The sequence below is a fragment of the Mesobacillus maritimus genome (assembly GCF_019749255.1).
Lineage (GTDB): Bacteria > Bacillota > Bacilli > Bacillales > Cytobacillaceae > Mesobacillus_B > Mesobacillus_B maritimus_A.
Map to the genome: position 1 here is coordinate 34,015 of NZ_JACWFH010000001.1, position 23,752 is coordinate 57,766.

25 protein-coding genes are annotated in these 23,752 nt (G+C 39.3%); 14 read left to right on the forward strand and 11 right to left on the reverse strand.

The features are described 5' to 3' along the window. Window positions 1-20: 20 nt before the first annotated feature. Genes H0185_RS00170 through H0185_RS00185 form a run of 4 tightly spaced genes read right to left on the reverse strand, consistent with a single transcriptional unit; the run spans window position 21 to window position 4,747 of the window. Window positions 21-1,196 (reverse strand): YheC/YheD family endospore coat-associated protein, encoded by a 1,176-nt coding sequence (locus H0185_RS00170; protein WP_221870028.1) that lies wholly within the window; start codon window positions 1,194-1,196, stop codon window positions 21-23. Continuing rightward, window positions 1,193-2,554, reverse strand: a complete 1,362-nt coding sequence (locus H0185_RS00175; RefSeq protein WP_221870030.1) for a YheC/YheD family endospore coat-associated protein — start codon at window positions 2,552-2,554, stop codon at window positions 1,193-1,195. The genes H0185_RS00170 and H0185_RS00175 overlap by 4 nt, the downstream gene beginning before the upstream one ends. Continuing rightward, window positions 2,523-3,632 (reverse strand): YheC/YheD family endospore coat-associated protein, encoded by a 1,110-nt coding sequence (locus tag H0185_RS00180; protein WP_221870032.1) that lies wholly within the window; start codon window positions 3,630-3,632, stop codon window positions 2,523-2,525. Before H0185_RS00180 ends, H0185_RS00175 begins: the two co-directional genes overlap by 32 nt. Beyond that, the gene (locus tag H0185_RS00185; protein WP_221870034.1) at window positions 3,632-4,747 is read right to left on the reverse strand and encodes a YheC/YheD family endospore coat-associated protein; all 1,116 of its coding nucleotides are present in this window, start codon (window positions 4,745-4,747) and stop codon (window positions 3,632-3,634) included. The genes H0185_RS00180 and H0185_RS00185 overlap by 1 nt, the downstream gene beginning before the upstream one ends. A gap of 163 nt (window positions 4,748-4,910) precedes the next feature. On the opposite strand from H0185_RS00185, the gene H0185_RS00190 reads away from it, so the two are divergent. The 4 genes from H0185_RS00190 (at window position 4,911) to H0185_RS00205 (ending at window position 9,260) form a co-directional block, all read left to right on the forward strand. Beyond that, window positions 4,911-5,267, forward strand: coding sequence for a YlbF/YmcA family competence regulator (locus H0185_RS00190; RefSeq protein ID WP_221870036.1), 357 nt, complete (start codon window positions 4,911-4,913; stop codon window positions 5,265-5,267). Window positions 5,268-5,394: 127 nt separating this feature from the next. After that, window positions 5,395-6,264, forward strand: coding sequence for a Cof-type HAD-IIB family hydrolase (locus tag H0185_RS00195; RefSeq protein WP_221870038.1), 870 nt, complete (start codon window positions 5,395-5,397; stop codon window positions 6,262-6,264). 537 nt (window positions 6,265-6,801) lie between these two features. Then, entirely contained in the window at window positions 6,802-8,316 is a 1,515-nt protein-coding gene (locus H0185_RS00200; RefSeq protein WP_221870284.1) for a coproporphyrinogen III oxidase, read from the forward strand. Window positions 8,317-8,459: 143 nt separating this feature from the next. Beyond that, complete coding sequence (locus H0185_RS00205) at window positions 8,460-9,260, forward strand: enoyl-CoA hydratase (protein ID WP_221870040.1); 801 nt, start codon at window positions 8,460-8,462, stop codon at window positions 9,258-9,260. 78 nt (window positions 9,261-9,338) lie between these two features. Here the strand turns inward: H0185_RS00205 and H0185_RS00210 are convergent, their stop codons facing one another. After that, the gene (locus H0185_RS00210; RefSeq protein WP_221870042.1) at window positions 9,339-9,524 is read right to left on the reverse strand and encodes a YhzD family protein; all 186 of its coding nucleotides are present in this window, start codon (window positions 9,522-9,524) and stop codon (window positions 9,339-9,341) included. 142 nt (window positions 9,525-9,666) lie between these two features. Between H0185_RS00210 and H0185_RS00215 the strand changes: the two genes are divergently transcribed. The 6 genes from H0185_RS00215 (at window position 9,667) to H0185_RS00240 (ending at window position 18,023) form a co-directional block, all read left to right on the forward strand. Beyond that, window positions 9,667-10,566, forward strand: coding sequence for an ABC transporter ATP-binding protein (locus tag H0185_RS00215; protein ID WP_221870043.1), 900 nt, complete (start codon window positions 9,667-9,669; stop codon window positions 10,564-10,566). Next, window positions 10,559-11,812 (forward strand): ABC transporter permease, encoded by a 1,254-nt coding sequence (locus H0185_RS00220; RefSeq protein ID WP_221870045.1) that lies wholly within the window; start codon window positions 10,559-10,561, stop codon window positions 11,810-11,812. The genes H0185_RS00215 and H0185_RS00220 overlap by 8 nt, the downstream gene beginning before the upstream one ends. A gap of 637 nt (window positions 11,813-12,449) precedes the next feature. Beyond that, window positions 12,450-13,673, forward strand: coding sequence for a metallophosphoesterase family protein (locus H0185_RS00225; protein ID WP_221870047.1), 1,224 nt, complete (start codon window positions 12,450-12,452; stop codon window positions 13,671-13,673). 18 nt (window positions 13,674-13,691) lie between these two features. Next, window positions 13,692-16,697, forward strand: a complete 3,006-nt coding sequence (locus H0185_RS00230; protein WP_221870048.1) for an ATP-binding protein — start codon at window positions 13,692-13,694, stop codon at window positions 16,695-16,697. An 81-nt stretch (window positions 16,698-16,778) separates the two neighbouring features. Continuing rightward, complete coding sequence (gene yhaM / locus H0185_RS00235) at window positions 16,779-17,723, forward strand: 3'-5' exoribonuclease YhaM (protein WP_221870049.1); 945 nt, start codon at window positions 16,779-16,781, stop codon at window positions 17,721-17,723. Between the two features lie 117 nt (window positions 17,724-17,840). Then, entirely contained in the window at window positions 17,841-18,023 is a 183-nt protein-coding gene (locus tag H0185_RS00240) for a sporulation YhaL family protein (protein WP_221870051.1), read from the forward strand. Window positions 18,024-18,156: 133 nt separating this feature from the next. Here the strand turns inward: H0185_RS00240 and H0185_RS00245 are convergent, their stop codons facing one another. After that, window positions 18,157-19,011, reverse strand: a complete 855-nt coding sequence (locus tag H0185_RS00245; protein WP_221870053.1) for a peptidylprolyl isomerase — start codon at window positions 19,009-19,011, stop codon at window positions 18,157-18,159. Between the two features lie 187 nt (window positions 19,012-19,198). Between H0185_RS00245 and H0185_RS00250 the strand changes: the two genes are divergently transcribed. Together H0185_RS00250 and H0185_RS00255 are read left to right on the forward strand one after the other, a co-directional pair. Continuing rightward, window positions 19,199-19,279 carry a YjcZ family sporulation protein gene (locus H0185_RS00250; RefSeq protein WP_221870286.1) on the forward strand — a complete coding sequence of 27 codons (81 nt, stop codon included), beginning with the start codon at window positions 19,199-19,201 and terminating at the stop codon, window positions 19,277-19,279. Window positions 19,280-19,375: 96 nt separating this feature from the next. Beyond that, on the forward strand, window positions 19,376-19,459 hold the full coding sequence (locus tag H0185_RS00255; RefSeq protein WP_090746485.1) for a YjcZ family sporulation protein: 84 nt from the start codon (window positions 19,376-19,378) through the stop codon (window positions 19,457-19,459). Window positions 19,460-19,521: 62 nt separating this feature from the next. Here the strand turns inward: H0185_RS00255 and H0185_RS00260 are convergent, their stop codons facing one another. After that, the gene (locus tag H0185_RS00260) at window positions 19,522-19,713 is read right to left on the reverse strand and encodes a hypothetical protein (RefSeq protein WP_221870055.1); all 192 of its coding nucleotides are present in this window, start codon (window positions 19,711-19,713) and stop codon (window positions 19,522-19,524) included. A 276-nt stretch (window positions 19,714-19,989) separates the two neighbouring features. Between H0185_RS00260 and H0185_RS00265 the strand changes: the two genes are divergently transcribed. Beyond that, entirely contained in the window at window positions 19,990-20,331 is a 342-nt protein-coding gene (locus H0185_RS00265) for a DUF1878 family protein (protein ID WP_221870057.1), read from the forward strand. On the opposite strand, the gene H0185_RS00270 is transcribed toward H0185_RS00265, so the two are convergent. Both H0185_RS00270 and H0185_RS00275 read right to left on the reverse strand, forming a co-directional pair. After that, on the reverse strand, window positions 20,328-20,903 hold the full coding sequence (locus tag H0185_RS00270; protein WP_221870059.1) for an HTH-type transcriptional regulator Hpr: 576 nt from the start codon (window positions 20,901-20,903) through the stop codon (window positions 20,328-20,330). The genes H0185_RS00265 and H0185_RS00270 overlap by 4 nt on opposite strands. Window positions 20,904-21,113: 210 nt before the next feature. After that, entirely contained in the window at window positions 21,114-21,476 is a 363-nt protein-coding gene (locus H0185_RS00275) for a YtxH domain-containing protein (RefSeq protein WP_221870061.1), read from the reverse strand. A 145-nt stretch (window positions 21,477-21,621) separates the two neighbouring features. Here H0185_RS00275 and yhzF point away from each other — a divergent pair, with 145 nt between their 5' ends. Next, a complete protein-coding gene (gene yhzF / locus H0185_RS00280) occupies window positions 21,622-21,810 on the forward strand; it encodes a membrane protein YhzF (protein ID WP_221870063.1) in 189 nt (62 codons plus the stop codon). 196 nt (window positions 21,811-22,006) lie between these two features. Here yhzF and H0185_RS00285 read toward each other — a convergent pair whose 3' ends face one another. After that, window positions 22,007-22,525 (reverse strand): tryptophan transporter, encoded by a 519-nt coding sequence (locus H0185_RS00285; protein WP_221870065.1) that lies wholly within the window; start codon window positions 22,523-22,525, stop codon window positions 22,007-22,009. Window positions 22,526-22,649: 124 nt separating this feature from the next. Continuing rightward, the gene (gene serC, locus H0185_RS00290; protein ID WP_221870067.1) at window positions 22,650-23,729 is read right to left on the reverse strand and encodes a phosphoserine transaminase; all 1,080 of its coding nucleotides are present in this window, start codon (window positions 23,727-23,729) and stop codon (window positions 22,650-22,652) included. Between the last annotated feature and the right edge of the window lie 23 nt (window positions 23,730-23,752).

Consider the following 23,752-nt stretch of genomic DNA (forward strand, 5'->3'; position numbering starts at 1 on the left):
GACGGCAATTGATATTAGCGTCACTTGTAGTTGGCTTTGCGAAATAATAGTGCTACCATTTGTCGGATTCGTTCCTTTTCGATTTTCTTTTCATCAAAGGTCATCGGTTTTGAATTCACTTCATACAGTATATATTTACCTGATTCTGTCAGCCCTGCATCTATAGAAAATTCACCGAAATAACCAAGTTCCTTTGTTAGCATATGGCCAACGTTTTTCACTAGCTCTTGAAAAAACTGATCATGTTCTTTGGTTTGAACCCGCTCATACGGAAGCAATACGCCGCCATTAGGAACATGGGTTGTGATATTTTGCTTTTGCGACTGACGCACGCCAATTCCAGTTATTTTATATCCATCAAGGCTGTCGTGAGCATGAATTCGAAAATCAAACCGGTGGCCGTCAAGTTTCGCTGGAATGATTTCCATCTGCGCTATATAGCGCCGCTTTAATAATTGGGCGTTTTTTTCTTTCCAAAAATGATCGAAGGAAGGGTAAATCGTTTGTTGGTTATGACTTCTGAACTCAACCTCGCCGTCCTTAGAGCGAATTAAAAAAATCCCTTTTCCACGTGAGGAGAGTGTAGGCTTTAAATAGACGCCCTGATGTTTTTCGAAAAAGTCCTTTAACAGATCCTCCTCATTGACAACGATGGTTTCAGGCATTAATGGTTTTAAAAATGGATGATTGCTACCAAGTTCATATAGCGTTGATTTATCAATAAAGGAAGGATTAAAAAAGGGGATTTTCCATTCTTCAAACAAAGAAGTTGCCTGAATGAACGCAGTGGATTCCTCAGTCTTTCTTAAAGGAACCCGGTTATATACCACATCGGGGAGTGGTGTGATAACCGGATACCAAGATTCTGTTTTAGGGATAAAGATAAAACCTGATAAACGTTCATTCTTAATTTCTTCTGGAGCAAAAACGACCGATACTCCGCCATTTTTCATTGCTTCCTGCTGGAGCGTTTTAAAGAGAGGGATATTCCCTAAAACTGCACCATTTTTAGATAAAGACGCCATAATGCCAATTAACGGTCCAACACTGCTATTTACTAGATTTAAATCAAAGGAAAACAAATCCTTGCCATCATTGAAGGTAGGAAGAGGAACTTTGTTCTTCCCAAAGCTAATTCTTTCCTCTGATTCTCTTTGGTACCATAAATCATGCCAGTGATCGTAGTACAACCTCATTTGAAGATTTCCTCTGGTTGTGTAATTGCTTTTTCAGCCAAATAAACGCCGAATTCAAGGGACAGCTTCCTACTTAATAGTTCAAAGTCACGAAGGTCGGGGTGCTTAAAAATAGAGCGCCCAGGTTTTGAATTAGCCTCAAATAACCAGACCTTTCCACTTTTATCGATCCCGAAATCAAACCCAATTTCTCCAACAATGCCTTCAACCTGTGTTTCTAGAACCTTACTCAAATAAAGTGCAGCATCTACTAGCTTCTCTTTGTACAGCTTTTGGTCATCAGAACTTGGGAAAATCTCTTCAATGGTTTTGACTTCGCCTCCATAACTAATATGAGTTGTTGCGCTGCCACTACCGCCAATTTTTGCTGCAATCGCCGCCATTTGCCATTCACCATTTTCATCCTTATTGGTATGAACGCGAAAATCAACAATTCGACCGTCTACCCTCATTAAATGAATCCCCTGTTGAACAACCATGTTTGATAGCTTTCGCTTACTAAATAATTGATGAAACATTGACTCCAGGCTATGATATTTTCGAAGTCTTTGAATTCCTTCCTCATCACGATACCGACAGAAGTAATCTCCTTCATGTCGATCGAAAAGAATTTGATGAATCCCTAATCCTAAGCTGCCGTTTTCAGGCTTAAGGTAGATATGACCATAGTCTGATAGCATTCTTTCGATGATTGAAAAAGAAGTAAACGGATGGGTCTCAGGGAGAAAAGCATTTGCGCCTTCATCCTGCTGTAGTCTCTCAAAAACATCCATCTTACTAAAAAAACCAGGGTTATACCATGGAATAAGATAATCAGATTGAAGTCGTTCTTTTAGCAAAAGATTATTTTTCCTTTTTTCACTTCTCCGATTCGGGAGGCGATCATAAACAACATTTGGAAAAGGAACATGAATGGTTTTCCATGATGAATCTTCATAGAAATACCCTTTAATCAATCCCTGCTCCCAGTCGATATGTTCCTCAGCAAACAGAAATGGGAGTGCCCCGACCATTTTGTTTACGGATAGTAATTTAGAAAAAAACGATGTTCGTTTTCCAAGTGGTTGTAATGGATAGGACGTGAATCCTGAAGTAAGGATTCCAATTAAAGGTCCAAAAAACATCGTATCTTTGTCGGTAAATACGTGAAGCGAAATATCGAGTTCTGGTAAAAAGAGAGCTTTCCGGATCGCTTCACTTATAATGATTTTCCCTTTTTTATGTGGGACAAACTGGACTTCTACGATTTTATTGCCAAATGCAACTTTTTCAATTTGCGGAGTAGCTAATTCTATTGGTAAAAACACTTTATTATCTGCGCTTTGTTTATTGGTTTCGATTCGAAAACGTTTTTTCATAACTTTTCCTCCCTTGTTCTTGCTGTCCTGCAAGCATTCTCCCATACTCGAGCGGGGCCGTATAAAGGGATTCTTGAGCAGAAGGGGATGTTTCTAATACCACTTTTCTTCCTGGTTTTGAATTTACATCAAGGATCCATAAGGAAAGATCTTGTGCGACCCCAATATCAACGCCAATCTCGAATAGGGGAGGGTAAGTGTCTTCGAGAATGATTGGAAGCTGAGTCGTGATTTCATTGATTTCCTTTTCAAGGAATTCAATTTTTTTAGGGTCTATTGAGTTTAACCATTTGTGAAAGGGCACGGTTTCAGCACCTGCACTAAGATTGGAAAGGACTCCATTTGCTTGACCGGTTCTGATTCCACGGCCTCGTTCTACCCACTGTCCATTCCCATTCTTTTGGAGTAATATGCGGATGTCAAAAGGACGATTAGCTTGATCCACTAGCTGAAGAAACGGCTGAGCAAGATACTCTTTCTTTGTTCTTATGTTATCGATCCATTTTTGTGCAACGTTGATGCTTGGGAATGTAGACCGTAGAATCTGTTGCTGTTTTTCAACAATGACGGAAATAGTCTCTTCTTCTTTTTCAAGGCAGGCAATTCCCATTCCACCTGAGCCAGAAGCAGGTTTTAAAATAATCTTCTTTTCCTTTTCAAGAAAGGAGAGCGTTTGGAAAGCATCTGTTACAGAAATGGTTTTAACTACATATGGACTTAGGTTTGAGTTCGATAGCGTCTGATATAATTGCCACTTGTTAGGTAAGCCATGCCCGATAAAAAGTAAATCGCCTCTATTTTTTAACCACTTCATAATGGCAAGTGCATTTTTGGCAAGGGGATGTTCACTATAAAAACAGCGATCATAGAGGATATCTGGTAGCTGAAATTTTTGAGGCTGCCATTCCTGAAGGTCAGGGTGAAATTTTTCTCCTGTAACAAGGTGAGTAACAGGGTTAATTTGAATCGGGCTAAATCGATAGCATTCGATATGGTAGTCTGAAGCGTGCTTGGCTACTTCAGTAAAATAGCTGTTTTCTAATTCTGGATTTAGGGAAATAAAGCCAAAGCTGTACATTAGATTTCTCCTTCCGACTCGGAATCGATATTGGTAAAACAGTAATCAATTATCGCCCTAGCAGATGGACGAATCTTTCCACTTCGTTCGCCATGGTTTTTAGAAGGCTTAGAGTTTATCTCTATCAGCCAAAGGTTTCCTAGCACATCAATTCCAATATCGATGCCCAGTTCTACCATTAATCCGTCAACGTGTTCGCTAACGCAAGCTGAACTTTCTAAGGCAAGTTCTTTCATTAATGCTAGTTTAGTAGCTGCCATTTCCTTGCCAAAGAATGAAGATAGAACCATATGGGGACGGAGAAGTTTTCCACCAAGTGCGAGATTGGATGCGAATTGACCTTCTGCTGAGGACCTAGCAACAACAGATGTAACTTGCCATTCTTGTGTGTTTTTTCTATGACAAAGAACCCTGAAATCAAGATTGTTTTTTTCCCACTTAAGCAGGTCAATTCCCTGTTGAACGAGATGTGGCTTTGGTCCAATTTTCTGTACTAAAGCAGCTTTTAAATCCTCTACATTTGTAAATGGTTGCTGTTTTAAGCCTTCCTTTCCTGTATAAGCGAGATTGAAGGAGCCCTGTTCTTTTTGAAGCAGGTAGATTCCTCTTCCCTGGCTTCCGTTTAGGGGCTTGATATAGAGAGCGTTATACGTTTCAAGTAGCTCTAAAAGCAAAGCTTCTTTATAAAGATAGGTTTCTGGTAAAAAAGCATGAAGATGGTTTTTCTGTGATACCCATTTATGAACTTCCCACTTTGATAGAAAGCGGTGATTGAAAACTTCTATATTAAACTCATATGCCAGCTCCATGAAGCTAGTGAACTTTTCACTCACTTCCGTTCTGCGAGAATGGATGCGATTGTAAACAAAGTTAGGGAGCGGCAAACTTGCCTTCTGCCATTGTGTACCTTCAAAATAATAGCCAATAAAAGCTTCCTTTGAAGTGTTTCTTAGAGTAAAAACATAAAAGAAACCCCCGTTTTTGGTTACATACTCATTCAGTTCCTCACAAAATGCATGGATATTTTTAAAGGATGGGCCTTCACCATCCTTTTCGGAGACTTCAGTAAGAACGGCAATGATTGGTTTTGTGTGATCAATGACTGGTTGGGTCAAGTACAATTCACCTCATTTGTCCCTTGTTTTAGGGATAGGCAAAAGCTGATATCGTATCGTATGAAATCAATGATTAGAATGTGCCTTGGCGCACACTCCTCGCAATCGCATCAATAGTCTGATATAGTGGAGAGGATTCCGAAAAGGAAAAGGAGTGCATAACATGGCAGTAAATATTTATGATTCAGCATACGAAATGGAAAAGGCGATTCGTTCAAGTAACGAATACGTAAATTTAAAAAGATTATATGATGAGGTAAATGCAGATGAATCTGCACGAACAATGTTCGATAGCTTCCGAAATATTCAAATGCAGCTTCAACAAAAACAAATGATGGGTGAAGAAATTTCCCAAGAGGAAGTTGAACAGGCTCAGAAAACTGTAGCACTTGTCCAACAGCATGAAAAAATTTCGCAGTTGATGCAAGCTGAACAACAAATGAGCGTTGTTATTACTGAAATCAATAAAGTAATCATGAAGCCATTAGAAGAACTTTATGGTGCACCTGATCAGCAATAAGTGATAAAAAATTCTCGAATCTAGATTCGGGAGTTTTTTTTATGTCTCATAACGGAAGTTCTATTTTGTCCTCACAATTCATAAAAATCAGGGTAAGACATGAACATCATGAAATGGGGGCAAAAATATGATCTATCGTCTTTTAGCCTTAAATGTGGATGGGACCGTTCTCCAACCGAATGGAAGAATTCATAAATCGACCAAAGAGGCAATTGCCTATGTTCAGCAAAAAGGGATATATGTCACGCTTGTAACTTCCCGGAGTTTTCCGGCAGCTAAAAAAGTTGCAAAGGCGCTTAAAATAAACTCACTTCTCGTCACACATCAGGGAGCATATATAGCTGATAATCCAGGAAATCCCATTATGAAAAGAATTATTCCAGAAGAGATTACTTATGATATCATTCGTTTTCTTGAAGGTTTTCCTTGTCAGATTCGAATCGTTCAGGATGAGTTTTCGCTCGCGAATAAATACAAATTAAATCATAATCTTTTAGCAAAGACGGTCTTTACAACTGGAGACCCGATGTTTTATTCCCAGCAGTTTGTTGATTCTATAAGTGAAACATTACGTGATGACCCAATTACCGCACCGAAAATAGAAGTATATTTTGAATATGAAGATGATTTAGAGGATGCGAAAGAGGCGCTTTCTTCGCTTTATCCAGAAACCAATATGACGAAATTAAATGATTTTCGCTTAGATATCCTTCCACATGACGTCTCTAAGCTAAATGGCCTCCGGTCTTTAGGAGATCATTTAGGGATTAAGTTAAAGGAAATGGTAGTCATTGGGGATGGGCTGGATGATATTGAGATGATTGAAGCTTGCGGACTCGGAGTGGCAATGGGGAACGCTTCTCCAGAAATCAAAAAGGCTTCGGACTGGGTAACAAGGTCCAATACCCAACATGGGGTTGCTTACATGGTAAAAGAGCACTTCCGCAAGCAACAACCAATTGAGTTTTTGCGGAAAATGAATATTATTAAAAGGTAATGATGAAAGGCCTTGGGTGGGATGACCATCTGAGGTTTTTTTTGTAGATAGAAGGGGTGTTCAGTTAAATTTTGAGGATATATTTGTATACCCTATACCGTATTAACTTCAAAACTCAGCAATCCTAAGTTGCTTTTAATCTGAAAATCGTAAATAAAAGCCATTTTAGTTCAAAAACCAATCACGATAATAGAAAAACACTAAATATGGAGGGTATTTTTGGCCTGGTTGGGTTGTTAAGCTAAGGAATCTACTGGATAATACCCCTCACAGCGCTCGATTTTCTGTTTACCTTTCGTTTTATTCCCCGTTAGGAGCAATATATTCCCTGTAAGGGAGGATATATTCTCTATAGGGGAATAAATACTGTACGGTGTAGGGTATACTCCACCACTTATCCGTTCCCCCCTATCCCTTAAGTAACCCAAATCCACTAGTTCTCTGCTGTGCACACCCCTACCAAGCTTTTCCACTATATTGACCTTGCATGTGTGAACCAGTAAACTAAAGGAAGCAAATTTGAAAAAGGTGATACGATTGTATATTCATATAAAAGGGTTGAGTGATGAGCGATTCCACCGGCCTCTACAGTTGATTGCAAACTTGTTTTTTGAAGAGCCAGAGGTTTCATTTTCACCATCTGAAGATAAAGTTGATGCAACCCTAACTGTTGATTTAACAATAGCTACCAGCGTTGTAGCCAACGTCCAAATGGAAACATCCGATGGCGCAAGTTTTTCATCTTCCTATGAACGAGAGTTACCAGAAAACATAACAGAGAAGGAACGTTTCCGTCTTATTAAAAACGCTCTTTCACACGCATATTTGACTGTTCTCCAGGATTGGACTGGAATTACCCAAAAGTGGGGAATTTTAACGGGGGTGCGTCCTACTAAACTTCTACACAAGAAGTTACAAGAAGGAACAGACCGTGAGACAGCTCACCGCGAATTAACAGAGGAATATTTAATTACTCCAGAAAAAATTGAGCTTATGCAGCAGATTGTTGATCGCCAGCTTGCGGTTATGCCTGACTTATATGATTTGCGCAAAGAAGTTAGTATTTATATTGGGATTCCATTTTGTCCGACCAAATGTGCTTATTGTACGTTCCCTGCTTATGCCATTAATGGGCGTCAAGGATCTGTGAACAGCTTCCTTGGAGGACTTCACTTTGAAATGCGTGAGATCGGCAAATGGTTAAAAGAAAATAATATCAAAATTACCACCGTTTATTACGGGGGAGGCACCCCAACCTCGATTACAGCTGAAGAAATGGATATGCTGTATGAGGAAATGTATACATCCTTTCCCGATGTGAAAAACATCCGAGAGATTACCGTAGAAGCTGGTCGACCAGATACCATCACACCAGACAAACTCGATGTCTTGAATAAATGGAATATCGACCGTATCTCAATTAATCCGCAATCATATATCCAAGAAACACTGAAAGCAATCGGGCGCCATCATACGGTGGAAGAAACCATTGAGAAATATAAGCTAGCAAAAGACATGGGCATGAACAATATCAATATGGACTTAATTATTGGCCTTCCTGGTGAAGGAACGAAAGAGTTTGCCCATACATTGAACGAGACAGAGAAGCTGATGCCTGAATCTTTGACTGTTCATACGCTAAGCTTCAAACGAGCATCAGAAATGACAAAGAATAAAGACAGATATAAGGTTGCCGGTCGTGAGGAAATTGAGGATATGATGGAACTCGCGGAGAATTGGACAAAAGACCATGGCTACGCTCCATATTATCTATACCGTCAAAAAAATATTCTCGGAAATCTCGAAAATGTCGGCTATTCTATTCCAGGTCAAGAAAGCCTCTACAACATCATTATCATGGAAGAGCAGCAGACAATTATTGGTCTTGGATGTGGGGCATCAAGTAAATTTATTGACCCAGTCACTGGGAAAATTACACACTTTGCGAATCCAAAGGATCCTAAGACGTATAATGATAGCTTTACGGACTACACGAACCAAAAGCTTGAAATATTAAGTGAATTATATGAAACAAAGAGTTCCCTATCATAAGATAGGGTTTTTTTGCGGATTTTTCCTTCAACTGGGGTTGTTTTATCGCATTATTTTCGAATGTGTAGAACAATTCAGATAAATAGATTTAAAAAAGGGACACCACCCTATATAATGGAGATGAAGCAAAGGAGGGGATACGTTTGACAACTGATTTTAATATTGATTGTAAGACAGAAACTGTCAAGGTCAGCGTAGTGGGAAGAGTAGCAACGGTTGAATTGAATAGACCAGAGTCAATGAATGCCTTGGATTTAGAAATGATTAGGGGATTAGCATGGAATTTAAAAGAACTTTGTAATTCGGATGACGTCGAGATTGTCGTGCTGAAAGGTGCAGGACGGGCCTTCTCTGCAGGGGGAGACATTAAGACGATGCTTTCGGAGGGAGATGAAAGCGATTTCTTAAGCATCATGGACAGCATTAGTGAGCTTGTGGTCACGCTGTATAGCATGCCAAAAGTAACCATTAGTGCGATTACTGGTGCAGCTGCAGGTCTAGGATTCAGTCTTGCCTTGGCAACCGATTATATTATTGCTGATTCAGCAAGTAAACTAGCGATGAATTTTATTGGAATTGGCTTAATTCCTGATGGTGGCGGACATTTCTTTATGAAGTCAAGAGTTGGTGAAACGAAGGCAAAGCATTTGATCTGGGAAGGAAAACCGATGAAAGCAGATGAAGCCTTAGCGCACGGACTTATTGACGAAGTGGCAAATGATATTCATGCTTCTGTTCAAGCCAAAGTGGAAGAGTGGGAGAAAAAGCCACTTCAAGCGATGATCAAAACAAAGAAAATTTTTGCGGAAGAAAATCGATTGTCGTTATTAAAGTTCCTAGAACTTGAAAAAATAGCTCAAACGAAAATGAGGCAGACCGAGGATCATAAGGAAGGGATTCAGGCCTTTCTTGAAAAAAGACAGCCAAATTTTATTGGAAAATAAATAAGCGTACAAACATGAAAAAGCAAAGAAGAATCTTTGCTTTTTCAATTCCCTTAGAGGGCAAGTGGTATTCACTTTTTACGGGTGAAAGAGCACCAATTTCCCTCGTGGGGAAGTGCAACGATAGGTGTTGTCTTGAAGATTTTTTTCAGAGAGCATCTTTTCGCCAATTGTTTTTGCTTCCTCTTCACTACTAGCCTGGAAAGACTCATCTAATAACTTTTCCCCATCAGGTTTAAACGCTGTTAGTTTATACGTTTCCATCCCTATTGCCCCTTTGTTTAATATTGTTCTGTTAGTGCTATTTTTACATAATTTTTGAAAAAGTGCAAAGATAATAAAAAATATTTAATGGAACTTTTTAGTAGTTTATTCGTAGTAGAATAATGGAAAGGGGGAAGTTGCAATGGTTTTGAAGTTAGAAAATGTAACCAAAAAGTTTGGCGAGTTTACTGCTGTGAATGATTTATCGCTCGCCATACCTGAAAGGGAAATCTTTGGTTTTCTTGGGGCGAACGGAGCGGGGAAGACGACGACATTCAGAATGATTCTAGGTTTGTTGGATCCAACGGATGGAAAGATTACTCTTGATGGAAAAAAGGTGGATTATTCCACAAGCCCAATCATCGGGTACTTGCCTGAAGAAAGAGGGTTGTATCCGAAATTAAAAGTCAAAGACCAGATTGTGTATTTGGCAAGATTAAGAGGAATGAATAAGCACGATGCCTTAAAGGAGCTTGAATATTGGCTTGAGAGGTTTAAAGTTCCTGAGTATCTTGATAAAAAGGTAGAGGAGCTCTCGAAGGGAAATCAACAAAAAATACAGTTTCTAGCAGCTGTTATCCATAAGCCAAAGCTACTTATACTTGATGAGCCTTTTAGTGGGTTGGATCCAGTGAATGTCGAGCTGTTAAAAGAGGCTGTTCTTGACCTGAAGGAAGCAGGGACAACGATTGTGTTCTCGAGTCATAGAATGGAGCATGTCGAGGAGATGTGTGAGCATCTGTGTATTATGCAAAAAGGAAAGCCAATTGTGCATGGGGCATTGAAAGACATTAAACGTTCTTTTGGGAAAAAGAATTTGGTGATTCATGCTGATTTTGACCTTAGCTACTTACATAGGTTTCATGGAGTGACCAATACAAAGCGAACTGCAGAAGGAGTTCACCTGCAAATTACTGGCGAAGAAATTGCTGGTGAAATTTTACAAGATATTGTCGGCAAAGGGTTTATTCGTAAGTTTGTCCTAGAAGAACCTTCTTTGAATGATATTTTTATCGAAAAGGCAGGTGCTTCCTATGAATAATTTCTTTATCATCTTATTCCATACGTATCTAACAAAATTAAAAACAAAATCTTTTCTAGTAACGACAATCGTGACCGCTGTTCTTTTAATTGGGTTAACCAATATTCCGCGAATTATTGAATTCTTTGATAAAGATGGGGACGCGGAGAAAGTCGCTGTCATCGATAACTCAGGTCAGCTTTTTGAACCTTTAAAAGAGCAAATAAAGGCTAGTAATGGTGACATTGAATTGGTTCACTTTACTGATGGTTTAGAGGAAGCAGAAAAACAAGTAGAAGCGGAAGAATTTACTGGAGTTCTCGAGTTAACGTTGACTGCTGATCAATTACCCTCAGCAGCCTATAAATCAATGAGTATGGCAGACTCTATGGTCGTTACCGAACTGCAATCAGGCCTTCAGCAGTTGAAAACGATGATGGCTTCTGCTCAAATTAACTTGACTCAAGAACAACTGGCGCAATTATACGAACCAGTTCCTTTTGAACGAGCAGCTCTTGAAGAGAATGCAAAAACGGAAGAAGAGTTAAACCAAGCACGAGGACTTGTTTATGTGTTGTTGTTTATCATTTATTTTGCGGTGATTATGTACGCGAGTATGATTGCCACAGAAGTTGCAACTGAAAAGTCATCTAGGGTCATGGAGATCTTAATCTCTAGTGTCTCTCCGATTAAGCAGATGTTTGCCAAAATTCTTGGTGTGGGGCTATTATCGCTCACACAAATGGCCGCATTTTTACTTGTAGGCTACATCTCTATCAAACAGAATCTAGAGTCGATGGAAGGCGGATTTTTTGAGTTCTTTGGCTTCGGAAATATACCAGGTGCGACGATTGCCTATGGAGTGATTTTCTTCATATTAGGCTATTTCCTATATGCCACTTTGGCCGCATTCTTAGGTTCACTCGTTAGTAGAATTGAAGATGTGAACCAAATGATTACGCCAATGACGATGTTAGTGGTAGCAGGATTTATGATTGCGATGGTTGGTTTAAGTACGCCAGAAGCTGGATTTATTACAGTTACTTCATATATCCCATTCTTTACGCCAATGATTATGTTCCTAAGAGTAGGGATGCTCAATCTTCCTTTCTGGGAAATCGGGTTATCGATTGGGATTCTCGTGGGAACCATCATTATTCTGGCAATCTTCGGGGCTCGTGTTTACCGAGGTGGAGTTTTAATGTATGGAAAATCCAATTCCTTTAAGGACATTAAGACTGCATTACAATTAAGTAAGAAAGAATAGGTTTTTATAAGAGGAATTTTTGCTAGGCTGCCAATTGGTAGTCTAGTTTTTTTATTTTTCAGCGTGCTCAAAATGAGGGAGGCAATGATTGAAAGGCTACGCAGGTTTTTTCTAGAGGGCCCGAAATGAGGTAGATGAAGGTAAAGAGGTCACGCAGGATATTCCAGCGTGCCCAAAGTGAGGGGGGCAATGATTAAAAGGTCACGCAGGGCGTTCCAGCGTGACTGAATTTAGGTAGACGAAGGTAAAAAGGTCACGCAGGGCGTTCCAGCGTGCCCGAAACGAGGTAGACAATGATTAAAAGGTCACGCAAGATATTCCAGCGTGCCCAAAGTGAAGGAGGCAAAGTTAAAAGGTCACGCAGGATATTCCAGCGTGCCCGAATGAGGTAGATAATGATTAAAAGGTCACGCAGGGCGTTCCAGCGTGACTGAATTTAGGTAGACGAAGGTAAAAAGGTCACGCAGGATTTTCTACCGTGCCCAAACTGAGGTTGCCAAAGGTTAAAGGTCACACAAGATTTCCCCCTGCCCCAAAAAACCAAATAAACAAGTATTACTCCCTACACCTAATACAGAACGTGCATTCGCATTAGTAGAATGGTAAAATAGAGAAAAAGGCTGGAAAGGGATTTAAAATGAAAACAGTGAAATTTTTACATTGTGCGGATCTTCATTTGGATAGTCCGATGAGTGGATTAAAGTACCTGCCTGAAGAGATCTTTCAAAGACTGCAGAATAGTACCTTTAAAGCGCTAACGAATATAACAGATATAGCGATAAGCACGGATGTAGACTTTGTTCTAATCTCTGGAGATATTTTCGATGGAGAAGACCGTAGTCTCCGTGCGCAGGCAAGATTCCGAAAAGAAATGGTCAGACTGAATCAGAATGGAATTCAGGCATATATCATTCATGGTAACCACGATCATCTAGCTGGAACTTGGACGAAAATGAACTGGCCGGAAAATGTACATGTCTTTGGTGCAGAGGTTGAGGTTAAACGATTTATCAAGCATGATGGGACCACGGCACACCTATATGGATTTAGTTATCCTAAAAGGCATGTAACAGAGCGTTGGGTCGAGAAATACGGAAAGAAAACTGGGGCGGATTTTCATATCGGTCTATTGCATGGTCACGTTGAAGGAGTAAGTGAACATGGCATGTATGCACCGTTCACCCTTCCTGAATTGCTTCAAAAGCAATTTGATTATTGGGCGCTTGGCCATATTCATAAAAGAGAAGTCCTCGCCAGTGAACCACCAGTGATTTATCCTGGAAATCCACAAGGAAGAAATCGGAAGGAAAATGGTTTAAAAGGTTGTTACCTTGTTTCCTTGTCTGAACAAGGGGCAGATTATGAGTTTATAGAAACGAATGATGTTTTATGGCTTGATAGAACCTTGGATGGTTCAGCGATTTCTAGCCTAGGTAGTTTATTTGATCTATGCCAACATGCAGTAAAGGAAAATCGAGTAGATGGAAAAGGCGTTGTTCTAACACTCGAAATTGAGAATCTACGTCAATTCGAAACAGAATCTGTGTCTCCGGGGTTTGTTCAAGAATTACTAGAAACCCTTCATGAGCATGAAGCTGAGGAACAAGATTTTGTTTGGATTCGGGATATAAAGCTTATCGAAACAACGCAGCTTCAGCGTTCACAACTGTCTGTTCAGGGGGAGTTTTATCATGAATTATTCACCGCGATTGACGATTTTGAGCACTGGGAAGAAGCACTTTCACCATTGTATGGTCATCATCTAGCGAGAAAGCACCTAAGCGAATTAGGAGAAGAAGAGAAAGAAAATCTGCTTAAAGAGGCAGAAACCAAATTGCTACAGCTTCTTAGCCAGGAATAAGGAAAGGCGGCAATGACAATGCATTTGAAAGAATTACATATTTACGGCTATGGAAAGCTTGAAAATATTAAAATAACCAACCTAGAAAACTTACAGGTGTTTTATGGAGAAAACGAGGCTGGAAAATCAACGATTATGTCGTTTATTCATAGTATCTTATTCGGTTTTCCAACCAAGCAACAGTCAGAATTACGTTATGAACCTAAAAAGAATTCCAAGTACGGGGGACTCATAAAAGCTTCATTTAGCGATAGAGGAATGGCTGTTATCGAGAGGGTGAAGGGAAAGGCTACGGGCGATGTAACGGTTACGTTGGAGGATGGCTCTGTTGGGGGCGAAGAGCTGTTAAACGAGTTGTTAAATGGAATGGACAAAGGGACCTTTCAATCGATTTTTTCTTTTAATTTGCATGGTTTGCAGAATATTCACCAACTCAAAGGGGAGGACCTAGGAAGATATTTATTTTCAGCTGGGGCTTTAGGTACTGATAAACTACTAAGTACAGAAAAAGCTTTACAAAAGGAAATGGAGCAGCGTTTTAAACCTGGTGGAAAAAGACCTGAGCTAAACGAGAAGCTTAGTGAGATTCGTAAAGTTTATGATGCGTTAAAAAAAGCGGAGAAAGAAAATGCCGAATATGGAGAACTCCTTAACCTGAATAAAGAAACCAATAGCAAGTTGGAAAACCTTGCAAATGAACTTGAGGAAACTGAAGAAAAAGTCTATCAGTTAAAAAAGCTAGAACGAGTTTTACCACTAATTATGGAGGAAAAACAGCTAGAGCATGATCTGCACAATGTGGGTGACGTGCCTTACCCAGTTGACGGACTTCTCCGATTGGACCGCATTCGTGATTGGCAAAAGCCTGTCGAAGCCAGAATGTTATGGCTCACAGAACAAAAGGATATCCTCCATTTGGAAGCGGAGAAACTCAAACCAGATGCAAATCTGCTAGCACATGAGACTGAGGTAACTGCTCAGTTGGAGGAGCTAGCAATTTATCATCAAATTCGTATAGAAAAAGAAAAATTGCAGCAAAGGGTAGAGGAGTTAGACGAAGATATTGAACAAATGAATGATCAGCTTCACACCCAATTTAATGAGACTAGTATTTCACTGGTAAACACTAGCGTGATGATGAAGGAGAAGGCAGAGGAAATTCAATTGAAGCAACAGCAGCTAAAGGATCGTAAGCAAGCTTTAGATGAAAACTTCCATGATGAAAAGTTGGTTATGGAGGAGCTTGAAAAGTCCTTTGAAGAAGTCAAAAAGGACCTTTTAGATAAGCATATAAAAGCAAAGCTAGTGAAACAGCTTCAGACCATTGAGCAACAAGAAAAAATTGAAGCAGAGCTACAAGCTATTAGTGGGCAGGTAACTCTTTTTACCACCCAGCAAAGGTCTGTGGAAAAACAAAAAGAAGCGGACCAAAAACGTCAAGGATTGTTTATGCTCATGCTAGGTGTAATCTTTCTCTCCCTCATTTTCAGTGGATATTTGACGAATCAGTGGATATTGAGTATTGCTGGTGGGGTCGGCTTTGTCCTGACGCTTCTAATGTTTTTTCGCTTTAAACCCGCTCATTCTGAGAAAACCGATAGCGGAAGCCTTAAAAAGTTAAAACAACGAGAGCAAGAGTTAAAAACAGAATTGCAGGACACGACAGGCTTAAATGGTGATTATGTTCGAGCTACAATCGAAAAGGATGAAGAGAACCGTAAAAAATACTATGACCTTGCTGCAAGGATTGACCAGCAGAATATTCGATATGAGCGTGTAATACAGGCTTTTGAAAACTGGGAAAGAGAGTCAAGAGAGACAGAAGCAGAGCAGGAGGAGCTTGCGTCTAGTTTACTACTTCCTAGTGAATTTGCTAAGGGGAAAATCTATGAGGCTGTTGGGCTAGTAGAAAAACTGAAGCAGCGTTTTAGAGAAAAAAGTCGGTTGGAAAATCGACTAACAGATCTTCAAAACCAACAGCAAACACTGATAACTAAATTTCAAGGTATGGCTGAACAATTTTTACAACTAACGAATATTCCAACTCCAGAAGTGGCGATTTTATTAAAAAAGAAACTCCGAGAAGAGATTGATAAACAAGGAAAATATCAGGGGATCATTACGAAGCTCAAGGAGATAAATGAAGAATACGATCAACTAGAAAAAGAGTTGCAGCAATTTAGGCTTGAGGAAGAAAAGCTATATGAACTTGCCAAGGTAGAAGACGAGGAGGCCTTCCGAACCAAAGGGTTGAAAGCGGAGCAGATTACAAAATGGAAAACTAGGCTGGCTGATATCTCCCTGCAGTTGGAAACCTCTGAAATCTCGAAGTCAGATCGGATAGAGGTTCAACAAGGAAAGAAGCTTAATGAAGAGCTTCAGCGAGCTTTGAAGAAGGTTGAGGATGATAAAAAAGAGCAAAGCAAGCTCCGAGATACCCTTGCTGATATTAAACACCGGATGGGATTGCTAGAAGAGGGTGGCCTTTACGCTGATTTATTGCATAGGTACAGGCAAATGAAATATGAATTTGAAGAAGAGTCAAAGGAATGGGCAAAATACGCCTTAGCAAAAGAAATCTTATCTAAGACAATACAAAGCTATAAAACTGAAGCTTTTCCGAAGCTTCTTTCAAAAGCTGGAAAGTACTTTCGATTTTTAACAGATGAGGAGTATCTAAGGATTATTCCACAAGAAAGTGGTAGTGGATTTATCATTGAACGAAAAGATCATACCTTATTCGAGGCAAATGAGTTGAGTCAAGCGACTGCAGAACAGGTTTATGTTTCCTTACGATTAGCCTTAATTGCCACATTGCTATCACGATATCCTTTTCCGATTATTATAGATGATAGTTTTGTGAATTTTGATGAAAAGCGAACAAAGAAAGTATTTACTTTGCTTCGAAGTTTTACGAATAACCAGATTTTGTTCTTTACTTGCCATAACTCCATCCTTCATCATTTTCATGCAGATGAACTGGTTAAACTTAATCAGAATCCTATTCAAGAAAAAATTGGATAGGAAAGGTGACTACATGCTTGTGAAGATTTAGAGCTAAAATGGTATGATATAATTTTCAGGAAGGGAAGGGGAGTAGAGCTTGTGAGTAAAGGAATCCTTGATTATAGTGTCGGAGAACAAGTTGAAAAGTTCTTACTTATAAAAAGTTCAACAAAAGGAATTGCGAGTAACGGTAAACCGTTTTTGACGTTAATTTTTCAAGACCAAAGTGGTGATATAGAGGCGAAACTTTGGGATGTTTCTGATACAGATGAAAGTACTTATGCTCCAGAAAGCATTGTTAAAGTTTTAGGAGATATCCAGAATTACCGGGGAAGACTGCAATTGAAACTCAGACAGATTCGCCCTGCTACTTTTGCAGATTCTGTTCAAGTGAGTGATTTTCTGGAAACCGCTCCGATTGGGAAAGACTTAATGTCTTCTAAAATCACTCAATATATCTTTGAAATGAGTAATCCAAATATCCAACGGATTACTAGGCATTTAGTAAAGAAACATCAAGATGCGTTCTATGAATACCCTGCTGCAACAAAAAACCACCATGAATTTGTATCAGGACTAGCGTACCATGTGGTTTCGATGCTGGACCTTGCCAAAAATATTTCCGAACTTTACCCAAGCTTAGATAAGGATTTGCTATATGCTGGGGTAATTCTTCATGACCTTGGAAAGGTTCATGAACTTTCGGGTGCTGTTGCTGCGTCCTATACAGTTGAAGGGAATCTTTTAGGGCATATTTCCATCATGGTGAATGAAATCGGGAAAGCAGCTGAGGAGCTCAGGATATCTGGAGAAGAAGTGATCGTTCTTCAGCATATGGTTTTGAGTCATCATGGAAAAGCAGAATGGGGAAGTCCAAAACCTCCGCTCATCAAAGAAGCAGAAATTCTACACTATATAGATAACTTGGATGCAAAGATGAATATGTTGGACCGGGCATTAGAGAGGGTCAAACCTGGTGAATATACGGAGAGGGTATTTGCACTGGATAATCGTTCATTTTATAAACCGAGTTTTCATAAATAATTTGCTTTGTTGAAGAAGGCCGATATCGGGCCTTCTTTTTTTAGGCATACTTCCTATTTAACTCTCATAGATTTAATACCAAATAGGACAACCATAGTATGGTGGGAGGATAAAAATATGACCGTTCCAATTTGGGTTTTTGCGGTAGCTGCAGGAATTATCATTAGTGCCTTTATGGCCATCAAGAGTGGCAGAGAAGATAGACAGCAAGAAATGGAGATCATCGAGCGTGAAGGTGAAATCTATATGGAAAGGCTAGAAAAAGAAAAAGAGAAACGACAAGGTTCTTTAGGTACTTAAAAGGTGCCGAACATAACAGAAAAAAGCTCGCCAAAACGGCGAGCTTTTCATTTTAAAAGAATAAGAAGGTATCAAAATTCAACTTAGAGATTGTCCAGCTTCAGCCCCTCGGCAAGGCGCTTCCGCTTTTCTCTTAGGATTGAGCTTGTACGACTCCTTCAAGGTCCTTATCTTTGATATCAACCTTCGCATCCTTAAGTTCTTGCTGAAGAGATTCTTGTAATTTAGCAGAATCAACCTTGGCCAATTTCAATTCATGCTCAAGGTCTTCGCGCATATCCTCGAAAGATTCTTTTTCCTTTTTCTCTGTTACCTTGATTATATGCCAGCCATGCTGGGATTTCACTGGTTCGCTAACTTCATTTACATCCAGTGCATAAGCTGCTTCTTCAAATTCCGGAACCATAGCTCCTTTACCAAAGAAGTCTAGGTCGCCTCCTTTAGCAGCTGAGCCTGGGTCAGTTGAATGCTCCTTAGCAAGCGCTGCGAAGTCTTCACCAGCATCAAGCTTGGCCTTAATCTCTTTCGCTTTCGCCTCATCCTCAACTAAGATATGGCTTGCGCGAATTTCAGGTGTATATTCTTCATATTTCTTTTTAACTTCTTCTTCAGACACTTTAACATCTTTTAAGGCAGCCTTTTCAACCAGCAATTGGTCTTTTAGAAGATCTCTTAGAGCTTCCTCATCCTTTAACTGATTTTGCTGCAGAACTAGTTCAAAGTTTTCACCATACTGATCCTTCATTTCATTTACAGCTTTGTCAAGCTCTTCATCAGTTACCTCATATTTTTCTGAAAGAACTTTTCTGTACAATAGCTGTTGCAGAGCAGCTTCTCCTACCTGCGCCTTCATTTCCTCATATAACTCATCTTTCGTAATATCGCCTGCAGTGGATTCGACAATTACATCTGAATTTTCACTTCCGTTACATGCTGCTAACGATAAAACCCCAGCTGCAAGGGTTAAAGGTAATAACCATTTTTTCACTCTGAACAACTCCTAAAAAAAGTTTCTAGTGGCTTTTAATCCACAAGAATTACTATAACACAAAGTGATGTTGTAACAAAAAGAATATTTATAAATTTTACCAACAAAACAATGGGCATATGTCCAACCAGATAAAGAACAGTCCACATAGGATATTTGTGTAAAGAGATAAAGGAGGTAATGTTAGATGGGCAACTATCATTCAGGTTTTGCGTTAATCGTTGTGTTGTTTATTTTGTTGATTATCGTAGGTTGTGCCTTCGTTTAATCAACCAGAAAATAAAGGTTAGCTAGGGTATATGCCCATGCGAACCAAGATTGAGCTGAATAGGATATTTTATCAACACTGGAAGGAGGTGTCGGTATGGGTGCAGGATACGGTGCAGGTTTTGCGTTGATCGTGGTACTATTCATTCTGTTGATTATTGTAGGTGCAGCTTGGCTATAAGAGGCAAGTAACCTATTAACAGGAATGAACGAAAAAAGCGGTGAGGGGTTTCCTCACCGCTTTTAGTGTGTGAATAAAATTTCCACAAATGACGAGATTAAAAGAATCGTCACAAGAATATTAATAGTTTGAAAAACCTTTGGTTGACGTTCTTCAGGTATTTCTTTTTGCACACAGAGGGAATCAGTTAACTTGTTCATAATGAGGAGGATAATGCCAGCATAAAAAGGGAACACAATAAAAATGGAGATCATCCAAGAATCCCTCCTTTTAGAGTAGATTAAATTGTATACTTTAAGAAATGTCCAGCTCCAAAGCCTAATAAGGGCATTTCCTCTTAATAGAGGACCACGATAAAAGGGGAGCTTACACTTTATTATACTTAGTATGTTATTTACAATATCAAATCTTTATAAAAAAAGATAGTTTTTTATACTAAAAGAAATCCTTCAAAAGGCGTTTTTGTCACCTATCGGAGGAGAATAATGGTAATATATGTACAAGACCGTATATGTAAAAGGGGTAGACTCATGAAGTTTGAAGAAATCACTGAAAAATTAAAAATGCTGGAGTTCCACCAAAAACTGCTCTTGCAGATGGTTGATGGCACCAGCCTGAAATTTTACTATTTAATGGTTGAAAAAGCTCTGACCCAATCAGAAATGGATGGTATCTTGCAGTATTGTGAAAGGATGAGCAAGGAGTTTAAAAAACAGAAAGCGGAAGGGTTTGTCTACTTTCATCCGCTTTTTAATGAATTTCGTTCTTTTTTACAACCAAAGCTTGAGGCAGAAGAAGTGATTTCCGCATGTCTAGAGCAGGGACTTTTTATTCCATTAATGCAGGAATTCAAGAAATACTCTAAGCTTTAAACAAACTCTTTTTCTCCAGTTTCCTTCGCTCGGAGTTTACCCTCTTCCTCAACAAACTTAGAATCAATGTTGGAGAAAGATTTTTCGAAGATTTCCATAAATTCATCTCCGTAAATATTTCGAACGATTGCCATAATCTCGATAATATCCGGAAATTTACCGTAAAGTTCCTTTAGTGGAAGGGTCCCTGAAAATACGACGTTGCTTTCAGGATCAAAACTATCCATTAAGCCTAGTAAGACAGCTTCCCCCTGTTCTGTTAGCTGTACATAGGTATTACGTTTATCATTTTCCTTTTTGGAAAATTGCAGCAAACCTCTTTCCTCAAGCTTCTTAGAAAAATTGAACGCTGTGGATACATGCATAACACCGAACTTAGCTACATCTGAAATCGATGCGCCGTTCAAATGATAGGCAATCCATAAAATATGGTGTTCATTGATGTTAAGATCATAAGGCTTAATCCACTGTTGCCAATCTTTCTCTATAGACTTCCAAAGTGCTTTACTCAGTTGTGCAATCCTTTGGCTGAAAATCAGTGCTTCTTTCATTGAATAAGTTTTTTCTGTCATCCCCATACTCACCCACTTTAAAAAAATGTATCTATTAACATTATGCCAATAAAACAATAAATAATAAAGCTAAATTTCTAAATTTTTGAAATATTTTTTGCTGAGACCTAATCAAAAATAAATAAAACTGTCAATGACAAACTTCACTTTTACTAATAGTTCTGCTTTTATAGTGAAAAATCCTTCTCTATTTAGAGAAGGAGAAGAATTTCATGATTGATGAGGGGAAAGGCTCTTTTCCAATTCCGCTATCGTTTGTTCTAATTCTTTCAGTTCTTTTGCTAACTCTTGTTTAATGGGAGCCGTTTCTGTTTTCCATTCATTTAGAGCAAGTTTAATGTCCTGAATAAAATCAGCGAAAACACTCTTACCTTCTAAGGAAGCAACAGATATAGAATCTTTAATTTCAGTAAGACGATGCTTCAACTCTTTAAATTCAGCCAGCGCTATATTCTTGTTTTCTGCTAATTTCTTTCGAGTTTCTTCTCCACTTGCTGGGGCAGAGAGTAAGGTGGCAATCCCAGCAATCGCTCCACCAGCCAGAAATCCTAAAAACAAAGATTTCCCATTCAATGTGATCACCTCTTCAATTGTTAAAATGACAAGTTCATAAATAGTCTTGTATACCTTATTTGTTTTCCAAATATACATAATCTAACTGAATCTAAATGAACTCTTAGATCGTCAGAAAAAACTCTTTGGGATAAGGTGGGGAAAAATGCAAACTTTAACTGTTGTACTATTCACCTGTAGTGTAGCATCCTTTTTAGCAATGTTCCATCATTTAGTCAAGATGCAACGGCCAGGGATCTATCCTTCCAAGAAGGTCCTTAAACAAAGGGCTGGTTTACTTGCTACAACGGGCGCTTTTTTGCTCGTGCTAGGGTTTATTTTTTCACTATTTTAACTTGGTATCGTGCTTAGGAAATCTATGCAACTCTAGGCGTTCGATGGTAACAAGGCTGTGAGCATAGGCTATTTTCATAAAAATGTCCCTAATATCCAGATGCCGAATTTAGTGAGGAACGGTTCGTTATAGTTATAGCACCAGCTAACAAACAAAAAAAAGAACCCGCAAGTGGCGGGTTCTTTAAAAAAGACATTTAAGGTGTTGCAACAAGATTCGTTCTTCTGAGAATGGTTAATGCGACTGGGAACAAAATAACCATAAATACAGCATTGAAGGCAATCGCCGGAAGTACGGCTAAAGAAAACATGCCAACAAATGCTCCTGGCAATCCAACGATAAAGTACGCGGAAGTCAGGAATATGGTTCCGGAAACAAGGGTTCCTACAGATGTTAAAACGGCCGCATTGACGACTGAGCCACGATACTTCTTAAAGACCATTAGTAGTCCGAAAAAGATAAAGGCTGTAAGCAGTTTGTCAATAATGTTTGGAATTTGACCTCCTGGAAATCCAGTTGTCATTGCTGACAAAATTCCAGTAACGAGACCGACTAGTAAGACATTTTTCTTCTCGGGAAAAAGAATAATCCCTAAAAACATCATCGTCAGCATCATATCAGGCTTCATTCCAAGTACAAACGGCGGTACAACAGCGTGAAGCACAACTCCCATCCCCATCAAAAGTGCAAGTGCAACAAGGTTCTTTGTATTCATTTCTCATCTCTCCTCTACTATTCTAGCTAACTATTTTGCCTCTCCTGCAGTGCTCTAGTGCCTACAGCGAAAGGTTGCTATCATTATAGCATATTAAAATCAGGGTGTGCGGGTAAACTTATTGTTATCGCGTTCTGAATTCCTTCATGAATTGTGCTAATTTCTCAACATGTTCTAGTGGGACAGCGTTGTAGATAGACGCACGGCAACCGCCAACAGAGCGATGACCATTAAGACCTGTAAACCCAAGTTCCTTTGCTTCAGCAAGGAAGGCATCTGTTAGTTCTTTACTGTTAAGGGTAAAGGTTACATTCATAAGGGAGCGACTATTTTTATTTGCATGCCCATTGTAGAAACCGTTACTTTGGTCAATCTCATGATAAAGCAACTCTGCCTTTTGTTGGTTGATTTTCTCTAGTGCTTCGGCACCACCTAGTGAATCGGCCCATTCAAGCACAAGCTTTAACAAATACACAGCGAGTGTTGGCGGCGTATTATAAAGGGATTGGTTGTTCGCATGTGTACGATAATCGAGCATACTAGGTAGGCTATCTTTTGAACGTGCTAATAAATCCTTTTTGATGATGACAACTGTGACACCAGATGGTCCGAGATTCTTTTGGGCACCAGCATAAATTAACCCGTAAGAATTGACATCAATCGGTCTGCATAGAATGTCACTAGACATATCCGCTACAAGCGGAATGGAAAGGTTCTTAGGCGTTTCGTGCCACTGGGTTCCATAAATGGTGTTATTTGATGTGATATGAAGATAAGATCCATTTTCTAAAGAACTTAGATCTTTGATATCTGGAATGGTTGTATAGTTGTTGTCTTTTCCAGAAGCAACGCTTTCTGCATCTCCAATTTTCTGCGCTTCTTTCAGGGCTTTTTCAGACCAAGATCCTGATAAGACATAATAGCCCTTTTTTCCTTCTTCTAATAAGTTCATTGGCATCATCGCAAATTGAAGGCTTGCCCCACCTTGTAAAAAGAGGATTTCATAATCATTAGAGATGTTAAGAAGTTTTCGGAGCAAGTTTTGGGCCTGATGATTGATTTCTTCATAAGGCTTGCTTCTGTGACTCATTTCCATCACATTCATACCTGTTCCGTTGTAGTTCAGCCACTCTTTTTCTGCTCTTTTGAGCACTTCCTCAGGTAAAGCGGTTGGCCCAGCATTAAAATTATAGGCGCGTGTCATGGTATTCCCCCTAGTTTTTTTTT